This window comes from Caulobacter segnis, assembly GCF_023935105.1.
Taxonomy (GTDB): domain Bacteria; phylum Pseudomonadota; class Alphaproteobacteria; order Caulobacterales; family Caulobacteraceae; genus Caulobacter; species Caulobacter segnis_B.
This window is the reverse complement of the sequence record NZ_CP096040.1, coordinates 5,520,647-5,543,096: the sequence shown is the minus strand read 5'-3', so window position 1 is coordinate 5,543,096 and position 22,450 is coordinate 5,520,647. Positions and strand designations below refer to the sequence as shown.

The 22,450-nt window shown below is 60.3% G+C and carries 21 protein-coding genes; 8 read left to right on the top strand and 13 right to left on the bottom strand.

What is annotated here, in order from left to right; translation table 11 throughout:
* Positions 1 to 160: 160 nt before the first annotated feature.
* Entirely contained in the window at positions 161 to 412 is a 252-nt protein-coding gene (locus MZV50_RS25715; protein ID WP_252632184.1) for a helix-turn-helix domain-containing protein, read from the bottom strand.
* A 139-nt stretch (positions 413 to 551) separates the two neighbouring features.
* Between MZV50_RS25715 and MZV50_RS25710 the strand changes: the two genes are divergently transcribed.
* The 4 genes from MZV50_RS25710 (at position 552) to MZV50_RS25695 (ending at position 3,362) form a co-directional block, all read left to right on the top strand.
* Positions 552 to 1,511, top strand: coding sequence for a hypothetical protein (locus MZV50_RS25710; protein ID WP_252632183.1), 960 nt, complete (start codon positions 552 to 554; stop codon positions 1,509 to 1,511).
* Positions 1,508 to 1,702: a hypothetical protein gene (locus MZV50_RS25705; protein WP_252632182.1), complete on the top strand. Its 195-nt coding sequence runs from the start codon at positions 1,508 to 1,510 to the stop codon at positions 1,700 to 1,702. Before MZV50_RS25710 ends, MZV50_RS25705 begins: the two co-directional genes overlap by 4 nt.
* A gap of 181 nt (positions 1,703 to 1,883) precedes the next feature.
* Positions 1,884 to 2,345, top strand: coding sequence for a hypothetical protein (locus MZV50_RS25700; RefSeq protein ID WP_252632181.1), 462 nt, complete (start codon positions 1,884 to 1,886; stop codon positions 2,343 to 2,345).
* 18 nt (positions 2,346 to 2,363) lie between these two features.
* Positions 2,364 to 3,362 (top strand): tyrosine-type recombinase/integrase, encoded by a 999-nt coding sequence (locus MZV50_RS25695; protein ID WP_252632180.1) that lies wholly within the window; start codon positions 2,364 to 2,366, stop codon positions 3,360 to 3,362.
* A 517-nt stretch (positions 3,363 to 3,879) separates the two neighbouring features.
* Here MZV50_RS25695 and MZV50_RS25690 read toward each other — a convergent pair.
* Together MZV50_RS25690 and MZV50_RS25685 are read right to left on the bottom strand one after the other, a co-directional pair.
* Positions 3,880 to 4,338: a hypothetical protein gene (locus MZV50_RS25690; RefSeq protein ID WP_252632179.1), complete on the bottom strand. Its 459-nt coding sequence runs from the start codon at positions 4,336 to 4,338 to the stop codon at positions 3,880 to 3,882.
* Between the two features lie 36 nt (positions 4,339 to 4,374).
* A complete protein-coding gene (locus MZV50_RS25685; RefSeq protein ID WP_252632178.1) occupies positions 4,375 to 4,665 on the bottom strand; it encodes a hypothetical protein in 291 nt (96 codons plus the stop codon).
* 125 nt (positions 4,666 to 4,790) lie between these two features.
* On the opposite strand from MZV50_RS25685, the gene MZV50_RS25680 reads away from it, so the two are divergent.
* Entirely contained in the window at positions 4,791 to 5,510 is a 720-nt protein-coding gene (locus MZV50_RS25680) for a recombinase family protein (protein ID WP_252632177.1), read from the top strand.
* A gap of 104 nt (positions 5,511 to 5,614) precedes the next feature.
* Here the strand turns inward: MZV50_RS25680 and MZV50_RS25675 are convergent, their stop codons facing one another.
* From MZV50_RS25675 to MZV50_RS25645, 7 genes are all read right to left on the bottom strand, one after another.
* Positions 5,615 to 6,289, bottom strand: a complete 675-nt coding sequence (locus MZV50_RS25675) for an HNH endonuclease (RefSeq protein ID WP_252632176.1) — start codon at positions 6,287 to 6,289, stop codon at positions 5,615 to 5,617.
* A 34-nt stretch (positions 6,290 to 6,323) separates the two neighbouring features.
* Complete coding sequence (locus MZV50_RS25670; RefSeq protein WP_252632175.1) at positions 6,324 to 7,601, bottom strand: hypothetical protein; 1,278 nt, start codon at positions 7,599 to 7,601, stop codon at positions 6,324 to 6,326.
* A 536-nt stretch (positions 7,602 to 8,137) separates the two neighbouring features.
* Complete coding sequence (tnpC, locus tag MZV50_RS25665) at positions 8,138 to 9,817, bottom strand: IS66 family transposase (protein WP_252635258.1); 1,680 nt, start codon at positions 9,815 to 9,817, stop codon at positions 8,138 to 8,140.
* Positions 9,818 to 9,897: 80 nt separating this feature from the next.
* Positions 9,898 to 10,245 carry an IS66 family insertion sequence element accessory protein TnpB gene (gene tnpB / locus MZV50_RS25660; protein WP_252630377.1) on the bottom strand — a complete coding sequence of 116 codons (348 nt, stop codon included), beginning with the start codon at positions 10,243 to 10,245 and terminating at the stop codon, positions 9,898 to 9,900.
* Entirely contained in the window at positions 10,242 to 10,589 is a 348-nt protein-coding gene (tnpA, locus tag MZV50_RS25655) for an IS66-like element accessory protein TnpA (protein ID WP_252630376.1), read from the bottom strand. Before tnpA ends, tnpB begins: the two co-directional genes overlap by 4 nt.
* A gap of 78 nt (positions 10,590 to 10,667) precedes the next feature.
* Positions 10,668 to 12,056, bottom strand: coding sequence for a hypothetical protein (locus MZV50_RS25650; RefSeq protein WP_252632174.1), 1,389 nt, complete (start codon positions 12,054 to 12,056; stop codon positions 10,668 to 10,670).
* Between the two features lie 1,131 nt (positions 12,057 to 13,187).
* Complete coding sequence (locus MZV50_RS25645) at positions 13,188 to 15,317, bottom strand: peptidase domain-containing ABC transporter (RefSeq protein WP_252632173.1); 2,130 nt, start codon at positions 15,315 to 15,317, stop codon at positions 13,188 to 13,190.
* Positions 15,318 to 15,678: 361 nt separating this feature from the next.
* On the opposite strand from MZV50_RS25645, the gene MZV50_RS25640 reads away from it, so the two are divergent.
* From MZV50_RS25640 to MZV50_RS25630, 3 genes are all read left to right on the top strand, one after another.
* On the top strand, positions 15,679 to 16,641 hold the full coding sequence (locus MZV50_RS25640) for an HlyD family secretion protein (protein ID WP_252632172.1): 963 nt from the start codon (positions 15,679 to 15,681) through the stop codon (positions 16,639 to 16,641).
* A 1,078-nt stretch (positions 16,642 to 17,719) separates the two neighbouring features.
* The gene (locus MZV50_RS25635; protein WP_252635329.1) at positions 17,720 to 18,184 is read left to right on the top strand and encodes a hypothetical protein; all 465 of its coding nucleotides are present in this window, start codon (positions 17,720 to 17,722) and stop codon (positions 18,182 to 18,184) included.
* A gap of 496 nt (positions 18,185 to 18,680) precedes the next feature.
* Positions 18,681 to 18,971, top strand: coding sequence for a hypothetical protein (locus MZV50_RS25630; RefSeq protein ID WP_252632171.1), 291 nt, complete (start codon positions 18,681 to 18,683; stop codon positions 18,969 to 18,971).
* 521 nt (positions 18,972 to 19,492) lie between these two features.
* Here MZV50_RS25630 and MZV50_RS25625 read toward each other — a convergent pair.
* Genes MZV50_RS25625 through MZV50_RS25615 form a run of 3 tightly spaced genes read right to left on the bottom strand, consistent with a single transcriptional unit; the run spans position 19,493 to position 22,442 of the window.
* Complete coding sequence (locus MZV50_RS25625; protein ID WP_252632170.1) at positions 19,493 to 20,377, bottom strand: alpha/beta hydrolase; 885 nt, start codon at positions 20,375 to 20,377, stop codon at positions 19,493 to 19,495.
* 14 nt (positions 20,378 to 20,391) lie between these two features.
* Positions 20,392 to 21,144 carry an SDR family NAD(P)-dependent oxidoreductase gene (locus MZV50_RS25620; protein WP_252632169.1) on the bottom strand — a complete coding sequence of 251 codons (753 nt, stop codon included), beginning with the start codon at positions 21,142 to 21,144 and terminating at the stop codon, positions 20,392 to 20,394.
* The gene (locus MZV50_RS25615) at positions 21,144 to 22,442 is read right to left on the bottom strand and encodes an MFS transporter (RefSeq protein WP_252632168.1); all 1,299 of its coding nucleotides are present in this window, start codon (positions 22,440 to 22,442) and stop codon (positions 21,144 to 21,146) included. The genes MZV50_RS25620 and MZV50_RS25615 overlap by 1 nt, the downstream gene beginning before the upstream one ends.
* Positions 22,443 to 22,450: the final 8 nt, after the last annotated feature.

Sequence of the window (22,450 nt, the reverse complement as noted above, 5' to 3'; positions counted from 1 at the left end):
CGATGAGTCACGTCTACACCGATCACAACCCAACCATGTGCGTGACGGCCTCAGCGGCCGGCTGTTCGCCGTAAAAGCTTCTCGCTCTCACCCATAGCCGACATTTACTGAAGCTATGTCGAGGGCGAGGCAGGCGACCGCCGACGAGCAGGCGTCTCGTCTAAACTGATGTAGCGTTTGCGGAAAGAAATTCGGCGAGCAGTTTCGCCGGATCATAGCCGAGCGCTTGAGCAAGCTGACAGAACTCGATCACGTCCACCCGCCGCTCGCCGCGCTCAACTTTCGATACGAAGCTCTGCGGACGACCAAGGCGACGAGCAAGTTCGACCTGAGTGATGGGCGCCGCCTTACGGGCGGCAATTAGGAACGCAATGAATTCCTGATGCCTCTCCGTGAAAACAGATGACGGCAATGAGCGCCCCTTCGATGTGAGGCACTTCCGCTAAATCCTACTCTAGGTTATCCCAGAACGGGTTATTTCTGGAGTGAGCTGCTGTTGATCCTGGTGCAGGGCCAGGGGAAGTGGGCGCTTGGATTTGGGGGGCTAAGCCATGTCTCAAAGAGCATCGAACGATCGACAATCATCGTTCTTCCCGGCGATGGCGCTCCTGCTCGTCGGCGGCGCCCTACTAGCCGGATGCAACAAGGCGCCAACCACGCCCGAGAAGCCCACGCCTGACACGAGCACGCCCGCCTACGCCTGCTCGTCCGACGAGGCGAAGGAAGCCGTGAGGCAAATCCTGATCGAGAAAGCGGGTGATTACGTCGGCGACGATGAGTCGGTGCTGGATCAGCCCGACCTCAAGGCGGCGATCGGCCTCGAACTCATCGTCGTGAAGTCCGTCGATGACGCCATCAAGAAGGTGTCCTGCGAGGCCCAGCTATCCCTCACCGTGCCGGAGCCGGTAAGAGCCAAACTCTCCCAGAGCAACGTCCTGGGAGACTATATGCGCGGACAGTTTGATGCGAACGCCGCGACGGCTCCGCCGGAGCTTACCTCCGGCGATGGACGAAGCGTCACCATCACTTACGACCGGCAGCGGAGCGCGGACGACAACGACTTTATCTATACTCTTTATGATGCCGCCCCGATTGCAGTGGCTGTGGCGAGAGCGGCGTTTGCCCTCAAAGCCGGCGAAAACACCGAAGCTGCGGCATCGGAAGCTATCCCAGCCGATGTCGGTACCCAGCTCTCCGTCGGCCAAAGCTATATCGAAGGTCGAGAAGCCCTTCTGGCGGCGGGGTTCCAGCCAGCGGAATTTGGCGACGATGGGTCTGAGCATAATCGCGGGGAAATATGCCAAGATGCGGATGGCAAGGCATGTGCGACCTATCCTGAGCTTTACGATTGTGCGGGTACGGGTACCGCGCCCTGCGAGTTCGCTCTCCGCTCGTCCAAAGGCCGCGTTCTGATCGTGCTGACGGCGGGCGAGATCGCGCCGAGGGTCACAGGCGCGCGCTGGGCGAGCCCCGCCGAAGTCGCTGAGCTTAAGGTCAGGGACGTTCCATGAAGAAGGCGAAGGGGGCGGGTAAGGCGGAAGAGCCAAAGCCGAACGAGCAGGATGTGCCCGCTCTCTTCGCCACGATTCACTTTCGGTCAGAACGCCGTCCCGAAGGCTATACGAACGACGAAATCGCCGAGCTGAACCGCGCTGCCAACGTCAAATCCAAGTCAAATGAGCGCGCCAGAAAAATAGATTGAGTTGCGGTGCTCAAAAGCCACAAATCTTTGCTGGAAAAGCGGTGTCGAAACAATGCCGTATACCCTGTCCCAGCGACGGAAGCTAGGGAACGTTTGACATGCGAGCAGGTCGCAAAGAAAGATGTTTGCCGCGCTGAATCCATGTGATGAATGGCTAGCTTCAACCTGATTGGAGCTAACAATGCATCAAAATACTCTACTTAATACCCTATTGTTTGACGTCTCATGCTCAGACGCATCATCGAGCTCGCTCAGTGATTTGGGAACAGACTGCCATATTCCCAAGCTGACAAGGACTGAAGTCTATCGCGACCTTCCGGCTGCTCTCAGTGAGTTGTTCTGGATCGATGATCTGAACGGCGACGTGATTGCATGGGTCGAACTAGCGGGTGGCCAAGAAATCGACCTCCGCTGGATCTTCGATGCAAGTGGCTGCGCAGAAATGCTGGTCCTGACCGCCAAAAAGCCGGTCGGAAACGAGGCATGGCAAGAGTCGCTCTTGAGCACGGTACTCGATGCCCTGCCTGGAGCTGAGCTGAGCATCTACTTCCGTGATGAGCACGCCGAGAAAGCGCCGATTAGCGTGTTGTACGACCCGCTCCAAGACGGCGCTGGGTGGCTCGACATTCGGTTCCGCTCTTAAACACTCGGGAGAACGATCTTGGCCACAAAATCCAAAATCACGTTCGCCCAAGCTGCTCTGGCCGCCATCGAGGACGCGCAAACGCGCGTAGCGATGGGGGCCAACAGCAAGACGCTCGTTCGCGATTACAAGCATCGCCTTCGCACGTACTGCGAGCCGTACTTCGGGAAAACGAAGGCCGTCGATATCGACGGCCGCTCCCTCCGCGCCTTTCGAACGTGGCTCGCCACCGAGAAGGGGCTGAAGGCGTCGACCATCCTGACGATCATGTCCTTCGTCAGCGTCGTGCTGAAGATGGCCGAGGATGACGGTGTCATCGATCGCATTCCAACGGTGCCCCGAAAGGGGCAACGCGATTGCCCGCGACCGTGGTTCACGCGCGATCAGTACCAGGCGCTGCTAGCCTTCCTGAAGAAGGTCGAAGCCAAGAACCCGGAGGTCAAATTCCGAGGCAATGCGGTGGACTCGGAGCTGCGGGCGGTCGTGACCTTCTTGGTCAACAGCTTCCTGCGACCCGGCGACATTTTCACGCTGCAGCACAAGCACGTCGCCATTGTACCTGACGGCAACAAGGCGTTCCTGCGACTGAGCCTTCCGCCGTCGAAAGGGCACACCTATCCCGTCATCACCATGCCCGTCGCCGTCCCCATCTATGAGCGGGTTCGCGACCGCCATGCACGGTCGGGCTTGGCCAAGCCCGACGATTACGTGTTCTACCCCGAGCGTCAAAACCGCGCCTATGCGCACGAGCTGGTGCGGCGGCAGTTCACCCAGATCCTGCGGCTGATGGGAATGAAGGAGACTGTCGATGGCGGTGAGCACACGCTCTACTCGCTTCGACATACCGCCATCATGTTCCGGCTGCTGAACGCCGATGGCCTAGATCTCTTGACCCTGGCGCGGGCCGCTCGCACCAGCGTGGAGATGATCGATCGGTTTTATGCCCGGCCGCTGACGGCCGAAATGAACCGAGATCGGCTGCACAGCTTCCGCCATGAAACGAGGTTTGCAGCCTGAACGGATCGATAAGTAGGGGGCCTAAGCGCCCCCTTCTTTCACCGTCAGATGAGCATGTACCCAGAATTTATTCCCACCGACTGGCTAACGCCAAATCACACGATTTCAGCCGCCAGAGCAGCCTTCCCAGGCCTTAGACCCGAGCGGTCCAAAAGGCTGCTTCCCAGGGCGTTGAAGGAAGTTTCAGCGCCGTGCGTTTCGCTCGGCGTTTCATCCAAGGTCCATCTTGGCCTTGGAAAGAACGGGGCGGTGAAGGTATGGGCGTTGCCGTTTCCCGTAGACCCAGAAACGCCAGATCAGCCTCTTCATGTTGGTCGTGTTCTTGAACAGCTCGTGTCGGCCGTTTTGGGAGATCCAGCTTCCAGCACGCTTTCAAATCGAGCCATCGACACGGACGAATACCGTCGCCGCGCAACCTGGACACTGAGCGACGGGGGCAGCCTGAGCGTGGAAGCCAGATACAAAAAGAGCCCGTACCCCGAAGAGGCACAGGCTCATTTGATGCTGATGTTCGACGCTAGCCCTTTGCGGGCTTCCGTCGGCTCTTGAAGCGAGCCTCCAGAGCGTCCGCCGCTTTGGCCAGCACATCGTCGAGTCCACCGGCCAGAACCTCGGCTCGGAGCATCGGCAGCAACCTTTGCAGCTCATCGAGCGAGGGTAGGACGAGCGTGTCCTTGCCGTCCTTAATGATCAGCTTCATCGAGCCGTAGCGCATCGAAAAGCGCACCAGGCCGTCGTCATCCACCCACCACCACGGGTTCACTCGGCGCTGTTGCTCGACGTCGAAGACCTGGTCGGTTTCCAGGTCGCGTTTGCGCTGGACCCGGATGCGGCGGTAGCCGCCCCCTTCGCTTTCGATCAGGTTGATCTGCTCTTGCAGGGCTGCGCCGAGTTTCTTTCGGCGAACCCGAACGGGGTCGTAGCCCTTGGCCCGCTCCCCGCTGTCCACCACCGACACCGAATCTAGAATGCTCATCCACGTTCTCCCCAAAAGGTTCGAGCGCGGGCTCCCCTACTTTTGCACGGCGGACAACAGCATGCGGTCAAGCGAACCCATGTCCACCAGCACGCGCATGGCGTTCAGCACCTCGCGGACGTCATCAATCGATGGAAGGACGGCGGTGTCACCGGGACCGTTCACGTCGAGACGCTTGCCCCTGAAGTAGAGCGATAGGGTCACCGCCCCCTCGCCGTCATCGAACCACCAACGCCGAACTGGCTGATCGAGGCTCGGGTCGTTGGCGAGTTCGATCTGACGTTTGAGGTCGACCGCGAACTCTCGCCGGAGCGCAAAAAATGTCATCCATGTCGCCGGCCGTCCGACCGATCCGGTCAGAAGAGAACGGATGTTGCGGATCCGCCAGAATCGAAGGGAAGGGGACCAAACGGCCTAACGCTGGTTAGGCGATTTAGTACGGCGGACTGGACATGAAGGCTGTTGCGTATTTTCGGGTGAGCACGCAGGCGCAGGGACGAAGTGGCCTCGGATTGGAAGCTCAGGAAGCCGCGGTGTTGGATTACGCCGGGCGTGTCGACGCCACGGTGATCGCCACGTTCACGGAGGTCGAAAGCGGCAAGCGCAATAGCCGGCCGCAACTGGAAGCGGCCTTGCGGTTCGCGCGGCAGACGGGAGCGGTGTTGTTGATCGCCAAGCTCGATCGTCTCTCCAGGAACGCAGCCTTCCTTCTCACGCTGAGAGACAGCGGGGTCAGATTCCGCGCAGCTGATATGCCCGATGCTTCAGACCTGACGATCGGGTTGATGGCGGTCATCGCCCAAGCCGAACGTGAGGCAATCTCGAAGCGAACCAAGGAGGCTCTAGCGGTGGTGAAGCATCGCCTGAGGGAGAACGGCGAGCACACCTCCCAGCGATCAGGTCGGACAATAGGTCGGTTGGGGAATCCCAATGGAACCCGACATCTGCGGCATGCTGGTCGTTCAAACAGCGCGGCGATTGCGGCGCTAAAAGCGAACGCCGACGGTCGAGCCTTGGAGCTTGCCTCGCAAGTCGAAAGACTACGCGCCGAGGGAATTACGTCTTTCAGTCAGCTAGCCAAGGCTCTGAACCGGACGGGGATTCTGACGCCTCGTCGGGGGCGCTGGCATGCAGCGACAGTGCGGGCTCTTGTTCGCCGGGTGAGCGACTAGGATCGGGCCCGAAGTCCGTAACGCCACGTCAAAGGCCGGGTAGCGAGATTCGATAAGCGCGCGAAAGCGAGAAAAATTGGCGCTGCGTGTCCATCTCGGATCGATCAGGCGCCCTCAACCAGAATTGCCCTGAGTTCATCAAGAGAAAGCCAGGGCCTAGAGGCATGGATCATGCGGTGGCAATTCGCACATACAAGCGCGAGGTCCTCTTCTCTCGTCTTCCCATCTTCCGGAAGGGTGTGAACAGGCTTCTTGTGGTGAGCCTCGATGAAGCCAGCCCCTCTCGGCCCGTACCTTTTCGAAAAATCAAATGTGCAGACCTCGCAAACCAACGCACCAGTGGACCTAAGCACCCTGGCTTTCTTGGTATCGACTAGCTTCCTGTCGCGCTCCTTATAGCGATGGAGACGGGTCAGAACCCGACCCTCAGCAGCTTCCATGACATCATCATCTTCATCCGAGCGATCACCGGCCAGAGCGCCCTGTTCGACAGCTATGCGGATCGCGGCAGCTACCTTCCGGAGAAGCTCCGGCTGATGAGCAAACTCGTTCCAGACGAGTTCGTCGCCCTTGCCGCCGGACATGAGTCCGACCTTCCCCGCAGACTTCACGTCCGGATCGTGAGCACGCAGATTCATCATCTTCATGTACACGCCAGCGGGATTCCGGAAGGTCTCTCCGACGCTTCCTCGAACTTGATTGCCCAGCCGGTTGAGTATCTCAGACAGCTCGATCACGGATGCTGACGTCTTGCCAGGCGGCGACTTCGGATTGGTCATGTAGGCATCACGTACTGCCTGCGGTGCTCATTCATCAAAGGCGGGCGATCATCGCGCACGACTGGCTAGATGCGCCCGTCAAATCGATCATCTCATCGCTAATCGAGAGAAGGCTGTCGACGTCTAGCGCCGGAAAGCTTTTGCGAAAGTGAGCGAGCGCTGCCTTGACGGGCGGCGTTGGCGGGCAGCGATGTGGCTTGAACGGCTTCTTGCCGTCATTCTCAACATCGGATCGACGAGCTGGAACGCCGGCTAAACTCAGGATCTCCGCAAATGCGCTGTTCGAGATGCCGCCTTGTTGCCAGACGAGACCAGCTTTTGAATTCCGCCACGCCGATCCAAGGCATTGTCGCAACCGCTTGATGTCCGGGTCGCTGCGCTTGAGGTACCGCCGAGCGTCTGCGTCGAGCGAGGTTTTGCTCAACACATGGCGAGCAAACCGGTTGTAATCGTCCAGCGACTTTATGCAGAATGGATCGCTGTTCCGAAGCTCTTCCCAGTACCCTCGCACGGCCTGGAACTCCGCAACGGATTCCCACGGCAAGGTCGAGAATGCGACGTGTCCAACGGGAGCCGTGCCGACGGCATAGGGTCGCCGCTTCCAATCGAACTCCATGTTCAGGCGACGTGTGAGCTGCTTCGAAACGAGGTCGGCGTCGAATTCCATGATGTCGCGAACACCGGTCATAACCGTGAGATCGATGATGTCGTCCGGCGTTCGTTCAAGGAAGCGGTTGACGATGTACTCGTTCATCAGTCGCACGTTATCGAGGTGTGAAGCGGTGTAGATCCCGCCTTTAGCCAGCACGATATTGTAGTCATCGCCCTTAGAGGTGTCGCCCTCAACCAACGTGGCTTGACCACGAGTCCGCCAGCCCAGGGGCTGGCGGCATTCGTGTTTGGTCTCCAAGAGCTGAGGGCTTCCCACGAGACCTTCGCGACCTTCGCGGTAGAGTGAGGCGAGCACACCCTGCGAGGCCAACGTAATATCTGCATCGGTCGCGTTGGTTAGGAAGCCGTCGGTGGTGCAGCTGAAAACGCACGTCTCAGCCGGCAAGCCGTTCATGATCTCGCCGAGCACAGCGCGCACGAATGAGGTGATGAAAGCCGCGAAGAAGGCGTTTGTGATCCTGCTGGGATCAAGTTGCTTCGTGCCCTGAGCCTGAAGGTCATAAACCCGCTTCTTTCGAAGGCCTTGAGCTGTCTTCCCGTAGGTCGAGTTGCTGAGTTCCTTCCAGAAGAGGTTCTGAAGCGTCGCCTTCGGATGCTCGTTACGGCGACGGACGCAATCACTGATGAAGTTTCCGAACACAGCCTGATCATCGGCGTCAGGGAGTACGCATCCGGTGAGAACCGCGGCGGTCTAGGTCCGATTAGCGGACGTCATCAAGTTCCGAGCGGGGTGGGAATCTGCCTTGTGGCAGGTCGCCTTTACGGCTTCGAGCCTCTGACAGATACGCGATAATCCACGCCGGTCAGGTTGGTGATTTGGCCAGAAGCGCCGTCAATGGTGACCACGATCGGATGCGCCGGATCTGAGGCTCTGTCCCCTTGCACAATCCATGACCGATCACTGCGTCGAGCCACTACGCGAGTGTTGTCGAAGGCCATTGTCCCCGCATACCGCTTGGCAATCGATATTGCGTCCCGCTCTGACCGAACCGGCCCGGGCGGGGCGCTCACCGGTGCAGCCGACAAGGGGGGTGATAAACGCGAGAGAGAACATCACGATCAATGTGCGCATGTGGCTATCTTAGCGGGTAGCCCGCAAAGGCGGTACTAAGGTCCGGCTAGGGTCGGCACACAAAGTAACCTCCCCGCCGAGACCCGGACATTCCCTGCGCAGCGTCAGGCCGCCCGCGCCGGTGCGGCGCCGGCCCGCCAATTCCACGGCAGGAGCTCATCGATCTGCTGAGCGGGATGCCCGGCGATGCGGGCCAGGACGTCGGCGAGCCAGGCCTGCGGATCGATTTCATTCATCTTGGCGGTGACGATCAGGCTGTAGAGGATCGCCGCGCGCTGGCCGCCACGATCCGAGCCGCAGAACAGCCAGGACTTGCGGCCCAAGGCGATGCCGCGCAGCCCGCGCTCGGCGGCGTTGTTGCTGAGACAGACGCGACCATCGTCGAGGAAGCGGACGAACGAGGGCCAGCGCCGCAGCATGTAATGGATGGCCTTGGCCAGGTCGTGAGCGCGTGTGAGCTTGTCGCGCGTTTCGTGCAGCCAGGCCTCCAATTGGGCCACCAAGGGCCTGCTGCGGGCTTGGCGAACCGCTTTTCGCTCCGCAGGCGAAAGCCCAAGGATCTCGCGCTCGATGGCGAAGATGGCGTCGATGCGTAGGACGGCTTCCAGGGCCAGCGGGTAGACCGCCTTCAACTTCTGCCCACGCGCTTTGCTGTGGGCGGCGGCCTCGACGTCGGCCAGCTCGAAGAACTTGCGGCGGGCGTGTGCCCAGCAGCCGGCCTCGAGCACGGGCGCGGGCTGCCGACCTGGCGCGTAGAGCTCGCCATAGCCGCCGTAGGCGTCGGCCTGCAGGACGCCCGACCATGTCGCCAGATGGCCGATGGGATGAGCGCCGCGTCGATCGCGCGAATAGTAGAAGACCGCCGCTGGCGGCGCTGGCCCCGCGAAGGGCTTGTCGTCACGGACGTAGACCCACAATCGACCAGTGTCGGTCTTGCCCTTGGCTAGGACTGGGACCGTGGTGTCGTCGCCGTGCAATCGCTCGGCGGCCAGGACGTGGGCTTCGATGCGCTGGAAGAGCGGCATCAGCGCCGCGGCGCAGGCGCCGACCTGATCGGCTAGGGTAGAGAGGCTAAGCGGTACGCCCTCCTTGGCGTAGCGCTCGGCCTGACGATTGAGCGGCTGATGCTGGCCGAACTTCTCAAACAGGATCATGGCCAGGAGGCTGGGGCCGGCCCAGCCGCGGGCGATAACGTGGAAGGGCGCGGGCGCCTGGCTAATCGTCTCGCAATCCCGGCACGTGAACTTCTCGCGCACGTGCTGGATGACCTTCCACTGGCGCGGCACGACCTCCAGCGTCTCGGTGATGTCCTCGCCCAGTTTGGAAAGGCGCGTGCCGCCACAGGCGGCGCAGGCGCATGGCCCTTCGATGACGACGCGCTCGCGCGGCAGGTGCTCGGGGAAGGGCTTCCTGGATGGACGTCTGCGCTCGAACGGCGCGACCTTCGTCGTCTTGGCCGCAGCGATCTCGGCGGCCAGCTCGTCCTCGCTGGCTGAGGCTTCCAGCTCCTCCAGCTGCAGCTCCAGCTGATCGAGGAGCCGATCGGTACGCTCGGAGGATGCGCCGAAGCGCTCGCGCCGTAGCTTGGCGATCTGCAGCTTGAGATGGGCGATGAGCGCCTGAGAATCCGAGACCTGGGCCTTGGCCTCGGCGGCTTCGGCCTGAATGATATCGAGCTTATCCCTGGCGACGGCGAGCTGGGCCTCCGCCAAATCGGCGCGCGCCAGCATGGCCGCCAGCGCCGCCTTCAGCGCTTCGACATCATCCGGCAGGGCCTCTGGCATGGCGTCCATGGCCCGATGGAATCATAAATCCGATCGCTTGTGGCGCCCCTAAATGCAGGCCCGGCGAAGAAAGATCAGGCCTATCCCGCGCTGACCGGACGCCAGGTGTGCTGGGGGTTACGCCAGTCGATGCCTTCCAGCATGTAGCCCAACTGGGCGCCCGTCAGCGCCACGGCGCCGCCCTTGGCGACGGGCCAGACGAAGCGTCCGCGATCCAGGCGCTTGGCGTACAGCGACATGCCCAGGCCGTCGTGCCAGAGGACCTTCACCAAGCTGCCGCCGCGGCCGCGAAAGACGAAGAGATCGCCGGCGTGCGGATCGCGCTTGAGCTGCTCCTGGACCAGCAGGGCCAAGCCTTGCATGCCCTTCCTCATGTCCGTGTGGCCTGTAGCGATCCAGATCCGCACCCCGCTGGGGATGGCGATCATCGCAGGGCTCGCAGCGTCGCCGCCACCAAGCTGGCAGGCGCCTCGGCACTGATGCTGACCCGTGTGCCGCCGGCCAGCTCGACAACGATTGAACCTTGCTCAGCACATGGCTGCGGCGGCGGGCCATCTTCCACCAGAAGAGCCGGCGCGAAGGCCGGGGCCGCGCTCATCCCAATGGCCTCTTGGCGCCACTTGTAGATCAAGCTCGTCGAAATCTCGTACTCGCGCGCCACCTCAACGACGACGGCGCCAGGCGCAAAGGCAGCTTCCAGAACCGCCTGCTTGACCTCGGCAGACCATCGCCGACGCCGCTCCGGGCCCATAATCAATGTCGAATGGCTCATGCCTGCTGCTTTGCGTACTCGTAAGGACGTCCTTAAGAGCGCAGCATCCGGAAACCCGCCCCGACGACAAGGCGGCCCTCACCGCAGGGCTACGTCAGGGACGATGACGCCGTGATTGATCTTGATGCTAGCACCTAGACGCAGGGCGAGAGCGATCTCAGGAGCCCCACACGCCGTCGTCCCTCGGCGAGGGAATATCAGCCCGTTTTCCGTACGCACCGGCATAGTCGGAAAGCGCACGGTTTCCGGAAACTCGAAGTCGACATCGGCCACACCGAGCGTTCGCTCGGTGAACTTCGTTACATCGTCAGTGACATAGATGCGCCGCCAATCCGGAGTGCGGATGAGCGCCATGGCCGTCGGGTAGGCTCCGGAAAGATCATAGTCGGTCCAGTTATCCTCGAACGCCGGACCGAACCAGAACTGCTCGTTGCGGCCCCCGTGGTAGGCCTCGTTGGCTAAAGCGAGGTGGTAGTCGACCTGCTTAAAAGGAACGATCGTGCGCTTGCGGAAGGGGCGATTGGTTCGTTTATCAAAGACCTTTTCGGTGACCTGCTCCATGCCCAGGAGGGCGCGCCAATCCCCAACGCGCCCCTCCCATTCGCGGATCAGCAGATCGACGCCAATGCTGGTCAGGGTAGGGGGGACGTGGCGACGTCCGAGGATTTCCTCGCACTGATCGAGCAGCAGCTCGATGTAACGAACGCAAATTACAGCGTCCGTCATCGCATAGTGATCGAACAGGTCCGGCTTCTCAGCGAGAAGCGCGTCCATGTTCGCTTTGTAAAACTGCTCCCTCACCGGGTCATCATCGAGCTTCACCTTTGGAACCTCGACCAGCTGACCAAGAGCCTGCAGGCTCTTCGACGCTGCCGGCGTCAGAAGCATCGTGTCTCGAAGATGCATCTTCAAGCCAACGCTTTGATTGCCGAGCATGAGCTCGACGGCAAGCGGAATGCCCGTGATGAAGGTGTTTCGGGCAGCTGTCAGGAACGGGGTGAGCTGCTTGAAATCGGCGATGGCCGGAAGGTCAGCTCGGGTGAAGTGACCTACCAGATAGATCTTACGCGGAATTTTCACGTCAGGCTTGGTGAGGACCGCTTCTTGCAGCGCTGCGCTTAGAAGGTCGCCAAACTCAAGACGTTGGCCGGGCTCGGGATAGCTTATCGTTCCCCACTCCGGGCTCTCGCTAAGGGATGGGTCGATGATCTTGCAGTGAAGCTGATACGAGAGAACCCGATAGTTCCCTCGGCCTTCCTTGATGTCTTCACGAGTAAGAACCTCCTCTGGAGGTTTAAATTCGGTGTCGAAGCCGATGATAAGAACGGCTTCACCCCCATCACCCTCGCCGTAAAAGTTCTCACTCCTCACCCATACCCCACTTTTACTGAGGGGATTACGGATGTTCAGGTCGACCTTAATCTTGATTGGTTCTTTCTTGGCGTAGGTGGATTGGGTTGGGTTCATGCATAGCTCCGCGTTGCGCCGACGTGCGGCGGTGAATGACGTTTGTGGAAATTGGAGGAGGGGCGAGAGCTTCCAGCGAAGCAGTCGCGGCTCGGACGTTGGTCCGATCGCTTGGCGTTATTTAGCCGTAGCGAAGCGAGCGATGCGGAGGGGCATCGACAAAATCAAGATTACGGAAATGATTTGAAAGGGCGCTTGGAGATCCGAAATGGACGTCGGATCGATGCGCAGAAGGTGCGACCAGCTGTCGGTCGAAAAGCAAGATAGGTAGACGGCAGTACCGAGGGGGTTTTCGTTCAAGGGAGGCCTCTTGGGGCTGTTGAAGGGGCGCGGGAAACAACACGTTTCGGGTGTGTTGTCAAGCTTACGGGGCGCTTCGGATAGCCCGCCTCAGTTAAAGCTTCCTCTCCTCACCCATACCCGACTTCTACTGAGAGGCGTTCGATGGCCACCGACGGGCGCGCCGTACGCGCCGGGCTAGCACCGCAGCGGCTTGGTCCGACTAGCGGACGTCATCAAGTTCAGCGGCGGGTGGTTGTCAGACTCTAGGTGCGCCCCGTCATGGCGAGGACTGCGAATGAGAGCCACGCCGCAAACGCGATGCTGCTGAGCAGCTGCAACCGCTTGGTGTGGCGCGTCAGATCAGCGTCATCCAACCCTTTATCCCGCCGGAAGAGCGCGAACCAGATCAGATTGTTCCAATAAGATAGGCCGCGCATTCGACCGTATATTCCGGGATGTCGCGCAGCGAGAGCTGATGCCACTTTCGGTATAAACCAAAATTGCGCCACGCAGCAGCAAGCAAATATCGAAAAGGGGAGCCATGCCATCAGGGCGAACGGTATCTCGGCTCCATTTTGCCGACAACCGGAGCTCAATCAGGTCCGACTTGGGTCGGGAGCGGAAATAAGCGCCCTGTCAGGCACCTGACGTTGAGGGCACCTACCCGGCACGCTCTTTTATCCGGCCCAAGGTCTGATTGTCGGCGGGATGTCAATTTCGGGTCCCGACCCTGTCGGAACCTCACGCGAGTCCGCTTTAGAGCGAGCTCGGTGCGCTATCTCTTCTACGCCATGCTGGCCACTCAACTGTTTGGGCGGAATGGACACGACCTGGCCGACTGAGTCGTGCCTAGGCGAACACCGCGCTCACTTCAGAAAGACGGCCACCTTCGACTATGAATGAGCGGTCTGCTCCCTGCATAGCGGCAATGCGATGCGCAATAACGATCCGCGTTATATTCAGGGATCGAATGGAAGTCATGACGCGATCCTCGTTCTCCGGATCAAGGTTAGCGGTTCCCTCATCAAGGAACAGGATGGCCGGTTTGCGATAAAGCGCCCGCGCGATGAAAACGCGCTGACGCTGTCCTCCGGATAGCGCCGATCCCATATCGCCTACCAAGCTCTGATAGCCCATTGGAAGGCGCATGATGTCGTCGTGAACATGCGCTGCGCGACAAGCTTGTTCCACCATGCTCAAATCACCGTTGTGAGAAAATAGCGAAACATTATCCGCTATCGTGCCGGTGAATAGTTGATCATCCTGCATGACGACACCAATGTGCTTACGATAGACTCCTCTACCGAATTTGCGCATTTCGTGTCCATCGATATAGACGCGCCCTTCAGTCGGCTCCAGAAGGCCGATGAGCAGCTTCATGAGTGTCGTCTTCCCCTGCCCCGAAGGACCTGCGATCGCGACAAAATCCCCTGGTGCAACGTGAAGCGAGATGTCTTGCAGTACTGCATCCTCATGCTCGCCATATTGGAAGCGAACGCCTTCAACTCTGACCTCACCCTTGACAATATTGCCCATTCCCAACCCTTCCACATCCTCAGAAGGCGAGAGCGCAATGTCTGCCACCCTCTCAAGGTGAAGACTGGCCGTCCGAAAGGCAAAGACGTGACCCACCACGCTAGTCGCGCCGGATGAGAACTGAGACATATAAGCGTTGAAGGCGAATAACATGCCCAACGTCATGTCGCCGCCAATAACCATCTTAGCCCCGAGATACCACATAATAGTCTGTTGAACCCCTGTAAGTACCTGAGCGCCCGCGCCTCCCCAAAGACCAATGCGAGCAACCCTGACGGAGTTGTTGATGACGGCGACCTGGCTCGACTGCCACATGGCGAGCCGTTCTCTCTCCAGCCCGAAGATTTTGAAGGTCCGTACGCCTCGGATCGTTTCCAAGAACATCGATTGCGAGAGGGCACCGAGGTGCATGCCCTCTTCGGTCTTTCGCCTGAAATAGGGAAACGACACAGTCCGGATCACGATGAAGAGGACAACCGTCGCCACTTCTATGGCCGCCAGGATGGGGGCATAGATGAACATCATGCACAGCGTGACAATGACGATCATGGAATCCAGCACCAACGCCGGTATGGTCGTTGTGGCCACGCTCTGGATAGGGGAAAGAGAGCCGAACCTCGACAGGATGTCGCCGAGGTGCCGCTTCTCGAACCAACTGGGCGTCAACCTAAGAAGATGACGAAACAGGTTAGTTTGCGTTTGGATATTGGCCTGAGTGCTGAAATAGAGCGCAATGTGTCCGCGTAGAGTGCTGATGGAGGTGCTTACAAGTAGTAAAACAACCATGCCAACGGCGACTACAGCCACTAGATCCTTGTCGCCCCGCGTAATCGCGCTGTCGACGATCATCTGATTGAGCAGCGGGGCCGAAACAGAAAAGACTTGCATGACCACAGCCAGAAGAAACATCTGAGCCAGGGTGGAGATTACGCCAGGGCCGATATGGATGATCTGCCAAAGACCGGGCCGCTCCATTATTTTGCGCGGCTCAAAGTTAGTCGCCGGAGAAAGCTCCAGCGCCACACCTGTGAACGACTTCGAGACCTCCTCGAAGTTCATCTTCCGCAATCCCAGAGCGGGATCATGGATAGTAACTTCGTTACCCTTGACCGCTGAGAGAACAACGAAGTGTCGCAGGTTCCAATGTAGGATCGCGGGCTTCTTGAGCTGAGCTAACTCCTCAACTTCCAGCCGAACCGGGCGCGCGACGAAATTCAGCGAATCGGCGATGCCGATAATGGCTTCAAGCGACGTGCCCTTGAGCGACGCTGAAAATCGATTACGCGCTTCGCGCAGGGAAATGATGTGGCCGTGATAGCTGCTAACCATGGCCAGACAGGCGATGCCACATTCTGCGGCCTCCCCTTGGAGAATGATCGGCAATCGATTCCGCGCGAAAAGGCGCTCAAACGTTGGTTCTTGGTCCACACCGTCGAACGCCACCGAGCCCTCCCAAACGAGCTTGACACGGCCAATGGTTGAGCACGTAACTTAGCTCGCGGCAAGACAGGTTCGCGGTTAGGTGGAGTGCTTAGCGTTGTCCTTGTTTCGTCAGGAGTCCATTGACGCACAAAGACACAGCTTTATGGGCAGGGTGTCGGTACAAACACCGGTAAGCTTTCTGGTTCTAACAATCGTATTGTCCTTTTGCGCAGCTACGCTCCTCATTTTCGCAAGCCTAGCGCAGTTCAGCCGGAAAGAGACCGTTGGCGGTCGCCTTGTGCCCACCAGCGGCCTATCCGGCCTGGTCGCCACTCAGTCCGGGGTCGTAACTAAGATTCGGGTTGAGACTGGCGACACAGTCTTGGCTAACCAAGTCATCCTCGCCATTAACAGCGGCGCAGAAACCGAGCGTGCCAAGGTTTCAGATTTCAGTGCGAACGGCATCCGCAATAGGATCGCGGAGATCGAAACCCAACTTGTAGCGATCTCCAGCCGTTCGGAACTGGAACGGCGGCGCCTAGATCAGCAGGCGCAGGCCCTGTTGCGTGAGGCCGGCACCCTGAACGAGTCTCTGGTGCTTCAGAAGAAGCAGATTGCACTCGCCCAATCCCAGGTCGATCGGGTGCGACCGTTGGTGGAAAATGGTTACATCTCGCTGATCGAGCGGGACCGGCGTGTCCAGACAGTTCTGTCCTTACAGCAGGGTGTCTCCGACTTGGAGCGTCAAATCGAACTGCGCCGCTCGAGCGCTAGGGACTATCTAGCTCAAGCCGTACAGGTCGAAGAGACGTCCCGCGCCGACATCGCGCAAGTTCGTGGCTCGAAGCTGACGCTTGAGCAGTCGCTGATCGAAGCAGAAGCGCAAGGCGCCTCAATCCTTAGGGCCCCAATTTCCGGCGAAATCGCCTCTCTCGATATCCATACTGGCGAGTTCGTAGCTGCTGGGACAACCGTGGCCACTATTGTTGCTCCGGGCGACTTGCTAGCGGAATTGTTGGTACCGACGTCTGCTGCGGGCTTCGTGAAGCCGGGGCAGCCCGTCCGGATCATGGTTGATGCATTTCCATTCCAGCGGTTTGGAGCTCTGAATGGGCGGATTGCACGTGTGTCACGAGCGCCGGTCCCGGAAGTGGCTAAACAAGGAGCAACACAAACGCCAGCCTATAAAATCATCGTCGCCGTCGATCGATCCAGCCTCAAGGCATACGGCGCGCTGGCAGACATAAAGCCCGGGATGCGGGTTACGGCGGACCTTGTCACTGGACGCGCCACCATTCTTCAACAGCTGTTCGATCCACTTTTGTCCGCAGGCATGCGTCTATAGCGGTGGCGAGATTCCTCCGCCCCACAGTACTTTCAGCCCATCCAGCGGTCCGCAGGCACGTCATGATGACCACGCTCTAAGAACGACACCGCACCGAGGCTCCGGGATTGACCGGGAGCTTCTTCTAAAGTGGGCGTTTCGCTTCTTTGCGAAGAGCCGCATCGCTCTGTCGAACGAAAATCTCTTTGAATTGCTCGCGCAGGCGCGTAAGTTTCAAAATACAGCCTTAAGACGCAGCCCGCGGCCGGGGGCAGAGGGGGCGCGAGGTCAAACCTCTGCGGAGTTTAATCCGGCAAGGCCGGCTTGCATTACACCAACTGAATAGAAGAAAATCCGCTACTCACATGGGGGAACTCGATGAATATAAGTCCTCTTTCCCGATCCATTATCGATAAGTCACTTATCGGCGTTCTCTTTTTACTCTCCTTTTTTGTACTAAAGCGAACGCCAGTCGAATCGATGTTGATGCCGGTTATTTTGAGTATTTTTATGGATGTAGTTGGACTTCCGCTTCTGCGGAGAATCTCTGGCAAGATGTCTTCATGAATGCTTCAGCAGAGCACAGCGCGTTCGGCCGGGTATCCCGACCGTGGCCACTCATCCTGAACGAGAGCCATTTGCTTAACTTGGCCTCCCGGCCCTGTGCAACCTTAGTGGCTTTTACGATCGACGATTGCGCCGCTTGCCAGTTTCTATTGTCCGCTCTCGAACTGTCGACTTTGCGACTGTTCGGGGTCGACCCGATGCTGCGAGCGTTTTCTGAACTTAATCCCTCCGATGCAAGCGAGATGGATCGGCTTCATCTGTCAGCGTTTCCTCATATGCGGCTATTCCGAAATGGCGTGATGCTGTCCGCATGTGAGGGGGTATTCAAGGATCGAGATGCCACCGCCACGCGGGACTTCGTCCGCAACTGGCTATCAAAGCATCTCGCCCGCGCTCCGCACAGGAACATTCTCCGACCGCAGTAAATATCAACCAGTGGGCGATTGCGCGACCTATTCCTCCTTGAATTGCATCTCAATCTGCATCAACCTTCGGTACCGCATAGCTTGCGGTCGCTTTGAAAGAGGATGTGATGCGAGAGCTTACGCTTGAAGAGTGTCGTTTCGTCTCCGGCGGCACGTTACCGCCGACCTACGACCCAACTGCTCCTCAATATGGCCCGACGTATGAGCGCTACCCGATCGGGAACCCGTGGGGTGACGGCTTCGGCGGCGGCTATGGGCCGTTCCAGTTGGTCTCCGCTGGAGATTCGGCTCCGAACACCGTCTCTGAAGTTCTGGTCGTGGGCCGTCCTAACGGCGGCAGCGGGGGCAGCGGCGGATTTGAAACCTGTTTCCGCAACAATGTTGTCGGTGATATCCAATATGGGCTGTTGATCGGCGGTATTCAGGGAGCTGTTACAGGCGCGACCGCAGGATTGGCCACCGGACCTGGCGTCATCGCGATAGCCTTCGCCGGCGCAGCTATTGGCGCGGCGGGCGGTGGCATGACGGCAATCCTAAACACCGCCGCCCAATGCGGACTCGGCTTCTACTAACCTAGTCCAACGGTGGCGGAGAACTTAGGGGCTCCGTCACCTCAACCCTCATCAAGCGGCCGTGTTCAACCGATGCGATGTCGCGACCATCTGCAGCACGATCGGGCGGGCAGCGCTGCCGAGTCCCGCGTTCGGCTGGAGCCTCCGGATCCGCGATGTCGGCGAGCACGAGGCCGAACTTCTGGCAGCCAAGGCGCTGCGCGATGCCGGCCTACCTTATTCGGCTTTTGAACCTCATCTTTCCGCCCGACAGTGGCGGCTAGCCACTTGCGATGACGACATGGTTCGAGGGCCATACAACGTGGTGATCGACGCCCGAACCGGCAGCGGCAAGATAGTCGGGCTTAGAACCGACGTTAGCAGTGTGGTTACAGGCTGATGGAGGTGGGTTGGGAAAGCTAAGTTCCGTAGTCCACCCCTTGCTGACCATCGATCAGTCCGCTTCACTCCACCTCTAACAGGCAAGCCTACGGGCCGGTGAAGCTAGGATCGAAGAATGAAATCCATAACCGATTTCGAGGAGTTTCTGGCCAATGAAGGTCCGGACACCGCTGACGAGCTAGCCGATTTAGCTTCCTGCGTAGCGGGTGCGAATAGCGCCGGACGTTACTCAAGCAAGGCAGGGAAAGACGGCAGTCTCATCGTTAGCGGAAGCGAGTTTTCTATCTTCCTTACGGACAAAGCTCAGTTCGCTTTCCTGCAACGATTGAAGCGAGATGTCAGCGAGCCTGGTGCTTCTTTCGAGGGCGATGCAGCTTTCGAGCGAGCCATGGCGAAGAACGATTAGTCGCCTCCAACCTTGTTCGAGACCTACCGTGCTCGCCTCAGTTGAAGATCCCCCTCCTCACCCATACCCCACTTTTACTGAGGCGGGATCCGGCTGTGGGTTTGAGCGGCTGAACCAGACTGAAGGTCGCCAGCATGCAGCTAGCGCTGATTGTCCAAGCGGGAGGTAAAATCGCTCGGTCCGCCCCGCAGCCACCTAGTCTTTCGAAGAGGCACCGAGCCTGCTTCTAGCTAGGATTTTCCCGTTGTTGGATTTCCGGGAAAGGCTCTGATCGAGGGGCTTCGACCTTAAAATCTTCCAACTAGCCGCAGTTATAACCGATTGATAAGACGGGGAAAATAATCGTCTTCTAGCATTCGTAATGCGTAGGTCAGGTGTTCGAGTCACCTAGGCGGCACCACTTCCCTCTCCAGAAGAATGCGAGTTTCCAAGAAGGCCTGTGTCGGCCCTCGGGACCGATGTGCGCCAGTTGCGGACGTTGATCCGGCTCCAGGAAGGAGACATTCTGCAGGCTTGCGGCATTAGCGAGCGCCAGCCACTCCATTCATCGTTAGAAATTCAAGGGCTTCGCGTTCGATCTTGTCCTGCTCGTCCTTCGGGAACTTGCCATGCACGCCGCCCGGCACGGTGTGGAAGAGGTTCGGGACGCCGGCCTTGTCCAGGTCCGCCCTCAGCGCCATCGAAGCCTCGTAAGGCACGGTCGGGTCCGCATCCCCATGAACGATGAAGACGGGCGGCTGGCCTTTGCGCACGTACGATGCCGGCGACATCGTCGTCCATAGGGTCTGCGGTCCTTCACCGATCCACCGCGCCGTCGACGGGCTCTTGAACGCGCCAGGGAGGTCGGACCGCAGGTGATAGGGTCCGTAGAAATCGAGGATGGCCGGCACGGTTGGCTGATCGCGGCAGGCCGGGAGGTCGATGTCGTTGTTCTTGGGCAGCATGCCGGCCATCAAGGCCAGATGCCCGCCGGCTGACGTGCCATAGGGCACGACCCGCTTGGCGTCTAAGTCGTAGGCCTTGGCGTTGGCTTTGACCCACGACAGGGCGCAGCGGACGTCTTGCACCGCCGCCGGGGCGGTGGCGACGTCGGTCAGGCGGTACTCGACCGTGACCACCGAAAAGCCCGCCGCCAGATAGGCGCGGAAGCCGCCCCAGCCTGCCGGCTTCTCGCCCTTCCACCACGCGCCGCCGTGGATGTAGACCAGCACCGGGCGCGGGCCCTTGAAGGCGGTGTTGCGGTAGACGTCGAGATGCAGGTCCTTGCCGCTGGCCTGCAGATAGACGACGTCCTTGGTCGCCTCCGGCGCCTTGACCTCGATCCGCATCGCGGGAGCGGTCGGGACCTGGGCAGCGACGGACGTCGCGCCCAACAGGACGATGGCGGCGAGAGCCTTGGCGATCATCGACGTCCCTCCCATCAGCTCATCAACAGACCGCCGTTAATGTCCAGGCAGACCCCCGTGAGGAAGCTGGACTCGTCGCTGGCCAGATAGGCCACCGCGTCGGCGATCTCGGGCGCGCGCCCTTCGCGGCGGAGCGGGGTGCTGGCGGCGACGCGAGCGCGGACCTCATCCTTGGAAAAGGTGTCATGGAAGGTGGTGCCGATCATCCCCGGGCACAGGGCGTTGACGCGGATGCCGTTGGGACCCAGCTCCTTGGCCATGGCCTTGGTGAAGGTCATGATCGCGCCCTTGGCCGTGGCGTAGGCCGTGGCGCCAGGACCGCCGCCATCCTTGCCGGCCTGCGAGGACAGGTTCACGATCGCCGCGCCGGCGGTCATGTGCGGGACGGTCGCCTGGGTGGTCAGGAAAACTGAGGTCAGGTTCAGGCGCATGACGTGCTCGAAGAAGGCCTCGTCCATCTCCCCCAGCGTCTTGCGCGCCACCATGCCGCCGGCGACGTTGACCAGGGCGCCGATCGGGCCGCCGAAGGTGGTCAGGGCCGCGTTGACCAGGGCCTGGACGTCAGCGGCGCGGGTCATGTCGCCTTTCAGGATCAGCGCGCGACCGCCCGCCGCCTCGATTTCGGCGAGGGTCGCCTTGGCGCCCTCTTCGCTGCCGAAGTAGTTGATGGCGACACGGGCGCCCTCGGCCGCCAGCTTCAGCGACACGGCCTTGCCGATATCGCGCGCGCCGCCGGTGACGATGACGGTCTTGTTGGTGAGGGGCATCAGGAATTCGCTCCGTTGGAAGTGCGGGCCGCGAGGGCGGGATCGACGAGGCGCTCGCCTCGGCCGCCCAAGAGCCAGATGGACAGGATAGAAAGGGGGACCAGGCTGGCGCCCATGGCGAAGACCGGGGCGTAGCTGACCTTGGTGGCGACCGGGACGATCCAGGTGGTGATCAGCACCCCGGCCACGGCGGCGGTGCCGCTGATCCCGGCCAGCGAACCGACCGATCGGGGCAGGTAGTCGCTAGGCAGGGTCTGGATGTTGTTGATGGTGACCTGGAAGCCGAACAGGATCACGGCGATCAGCAGCACCGCGTGCAGCGGCGAGGACGCGCCGATGGTCAGCAGCAAGGCCGGCAACATGAAGACGCCGCCCAGGGTGATGGCCCACTTGCGAGCCTTGACCGGCCGCCAGCCGCGACCGATCAGCCAGCCGGAAATCCAGCCGCCGAACAGGCTGCCTGCCGCCGCGCCGACATAGGGCACCCAGCCGAACAGACCGATCTGCTTGATGTCGAAGCCGAAGCGCTCAGCCAGGTAGATCGGCAGCCACGAGACGAACAGCCACCAGACCGGGTCGATGAAGAAACGCGCCAGGATCAGGCCCCAAGCCTCGCGGTGGCGCAGCAGCCCCGACCATGTCGGCTTGTAGTCGGCCTCGGCGTCGCCGGAAGCCGGGCGCTGGCCGGTCAGGATGTGCTGGCGCTCCTCGTCCGACAGCCAGGGATGGTCCTGCGGCGCGGCGCGGCAGACGATAGCCCACGGGACCACCCACAGGACGCCCAGCAGGCCGATGACCATGAAGGTCGCGCGCCAGCCGAAGGTCAGGAACAGCCAAGCGATCAGCGGCGCGGAGATGATCGCTCCCACCGATGCGCCAGCGTTGAAGATACCTTGGGCGAAGGCGCGCTCGCGGACCGGGAACCACTCGGCGTTGGCCTTGGCCGCGCCGGGCCAGTTGCCCGCCTCGCTGACCCCCAGGGCCGCGCGCAGCACGCCCAACGTCAGGATCGACCGCGCGACCGAGTGCAGGGCGATCGACGCCGACCAGGCCAGGATCGACAGCATGAAGCCGACCCGCGTGCCGAGGGCGTCGAAGATCTTGCCGAAGATCGTCTGCCCCGCGGCGTAGGACAGCATGAAACAGGTCAGGATGAGCGCGTACGCTTCCTTGCCGACGCCCATGTCCTTGGAGATCTGCGGCCACATCACCGCCAGCGCGTTGCGGTCGATATAGTTGATCACCGTGGCCAAGCCGACCATGCCGACGATCAGCCAGCGCAAGCCCTTGAACTTCATCTCGCGCC

Bases quoted from the DNA above. Each gene is read 5' to 3' on its own strand.
- MZV50_RS25700 (WP_252632181.1), top strand. From the start codon at position 1,884: ATGCATCAAAATACTCTACTTAATACCCTATTGTTTGACGTCTCATGC.
- tnpA (WP_252630376.1), bottom strand. From the start codon at position 10,589: ATGAGCCATTCGACATTGATTATGGGCCCGGAGCGGCGTCGGCGATGG.
- MZV50_RS25685 (WP_252632178.1), bottom strand. From the start codon at position 4,665: ATGACATTTTTTGCGCTCCGGCGAGAGTTCGCGGTCGACCTCAAACGT.
- MZV50_RS25625 (WP_252632170.1), bottom strand. From the start codon at position 20,377: ATGATCGCCAAGGCTCTCGCCGCCATCGTCCTGTTGGGCGCGACGTCC.
- MZV50_RS25680 (WP_252632177.1), top strand. From the start codon at position 4,791: ATGAAGGCTGTTGCGTATTTTCGGGTGAGCACGCAGGCGCAGGGACGA.
- tnpB (WP_252630377.1), bottom strand. From the start codon at position 10,245: ATGATCGCCATCCCCAGCGGGGTGCGGATCTGGATCGCTACAGGCCAC.
- MZV50_RS25675 (WP_252632176.1), bottom strand. From the start codon at position 6,289: ATGACCAATCCGAAGTCGCCGCCTGGCAAGACGTCAGCATCCGTGATC.
- MZV50_RS25650 (WP_252632174.1), bottom strand. From the start codon at position 12,056: ATGAACCCAACCCAATCCACCTACGCCAAGAAAGAACCAATCAAGATT.
- MZV50_RS25705 (WP_252632182.1), top strand. From the start codon at position 1,508: ATGAAGAAGGCGAAGGGGGCGGGTAAGGCGGAAGAGCCAAAGCCGAAC.
- MZV50_RS25690 (WP_252632179.1), bottom strand. From the start codon at position 4,338: ATGAGCATTCTAGATTCGGTGTCGGTGGTGGACAGCGGGGAGCGGGCC.
- MZV50_RS25630 (WP_252632171.1), top strand. From the start codon at position 18,681: ATGAAATCCATAACCGATTTCGAGGAGTTTCTGGCCAATGAAGGTCCG.
- tnpC (WP_252635258.1), bottom strand. From the start codon at position 9,817: ATGCCAGAGGCCCTGCCGGATGATGTCGAAGCGCTGAAGGCGGCGCTG.
- MZV50_RS25710 (WP_252632183.1), top strand. From the start codon at position 552: ATGTCTCAAAGAGCATCGAACGATCGACAATCATCGTTCTTCCCGGCG.
- MZV50_RS25635 (WP_252635329.1), top strand. From the start codon at position 17,720: ATGCGAGAGCTTACGCTTGAAGAGTGTCGTTTCGTCTCCGGCGGCACG.
- MZV50_RS25615 (WP_252632168.1), bottom strand. From the start codon at position 22,442: ATGAAGTTCAAGGGCTTGCGCTGGCTGATCGTCGGCATGGTCGGCTTG.
- MZV50_RS25620 (WP_252632169.1), bottom strand. From the start codon at position 21,144: ATGCCCCTCACCAACAAGACCGTCATCGTCACCGGCGGCGCGCGCGAT.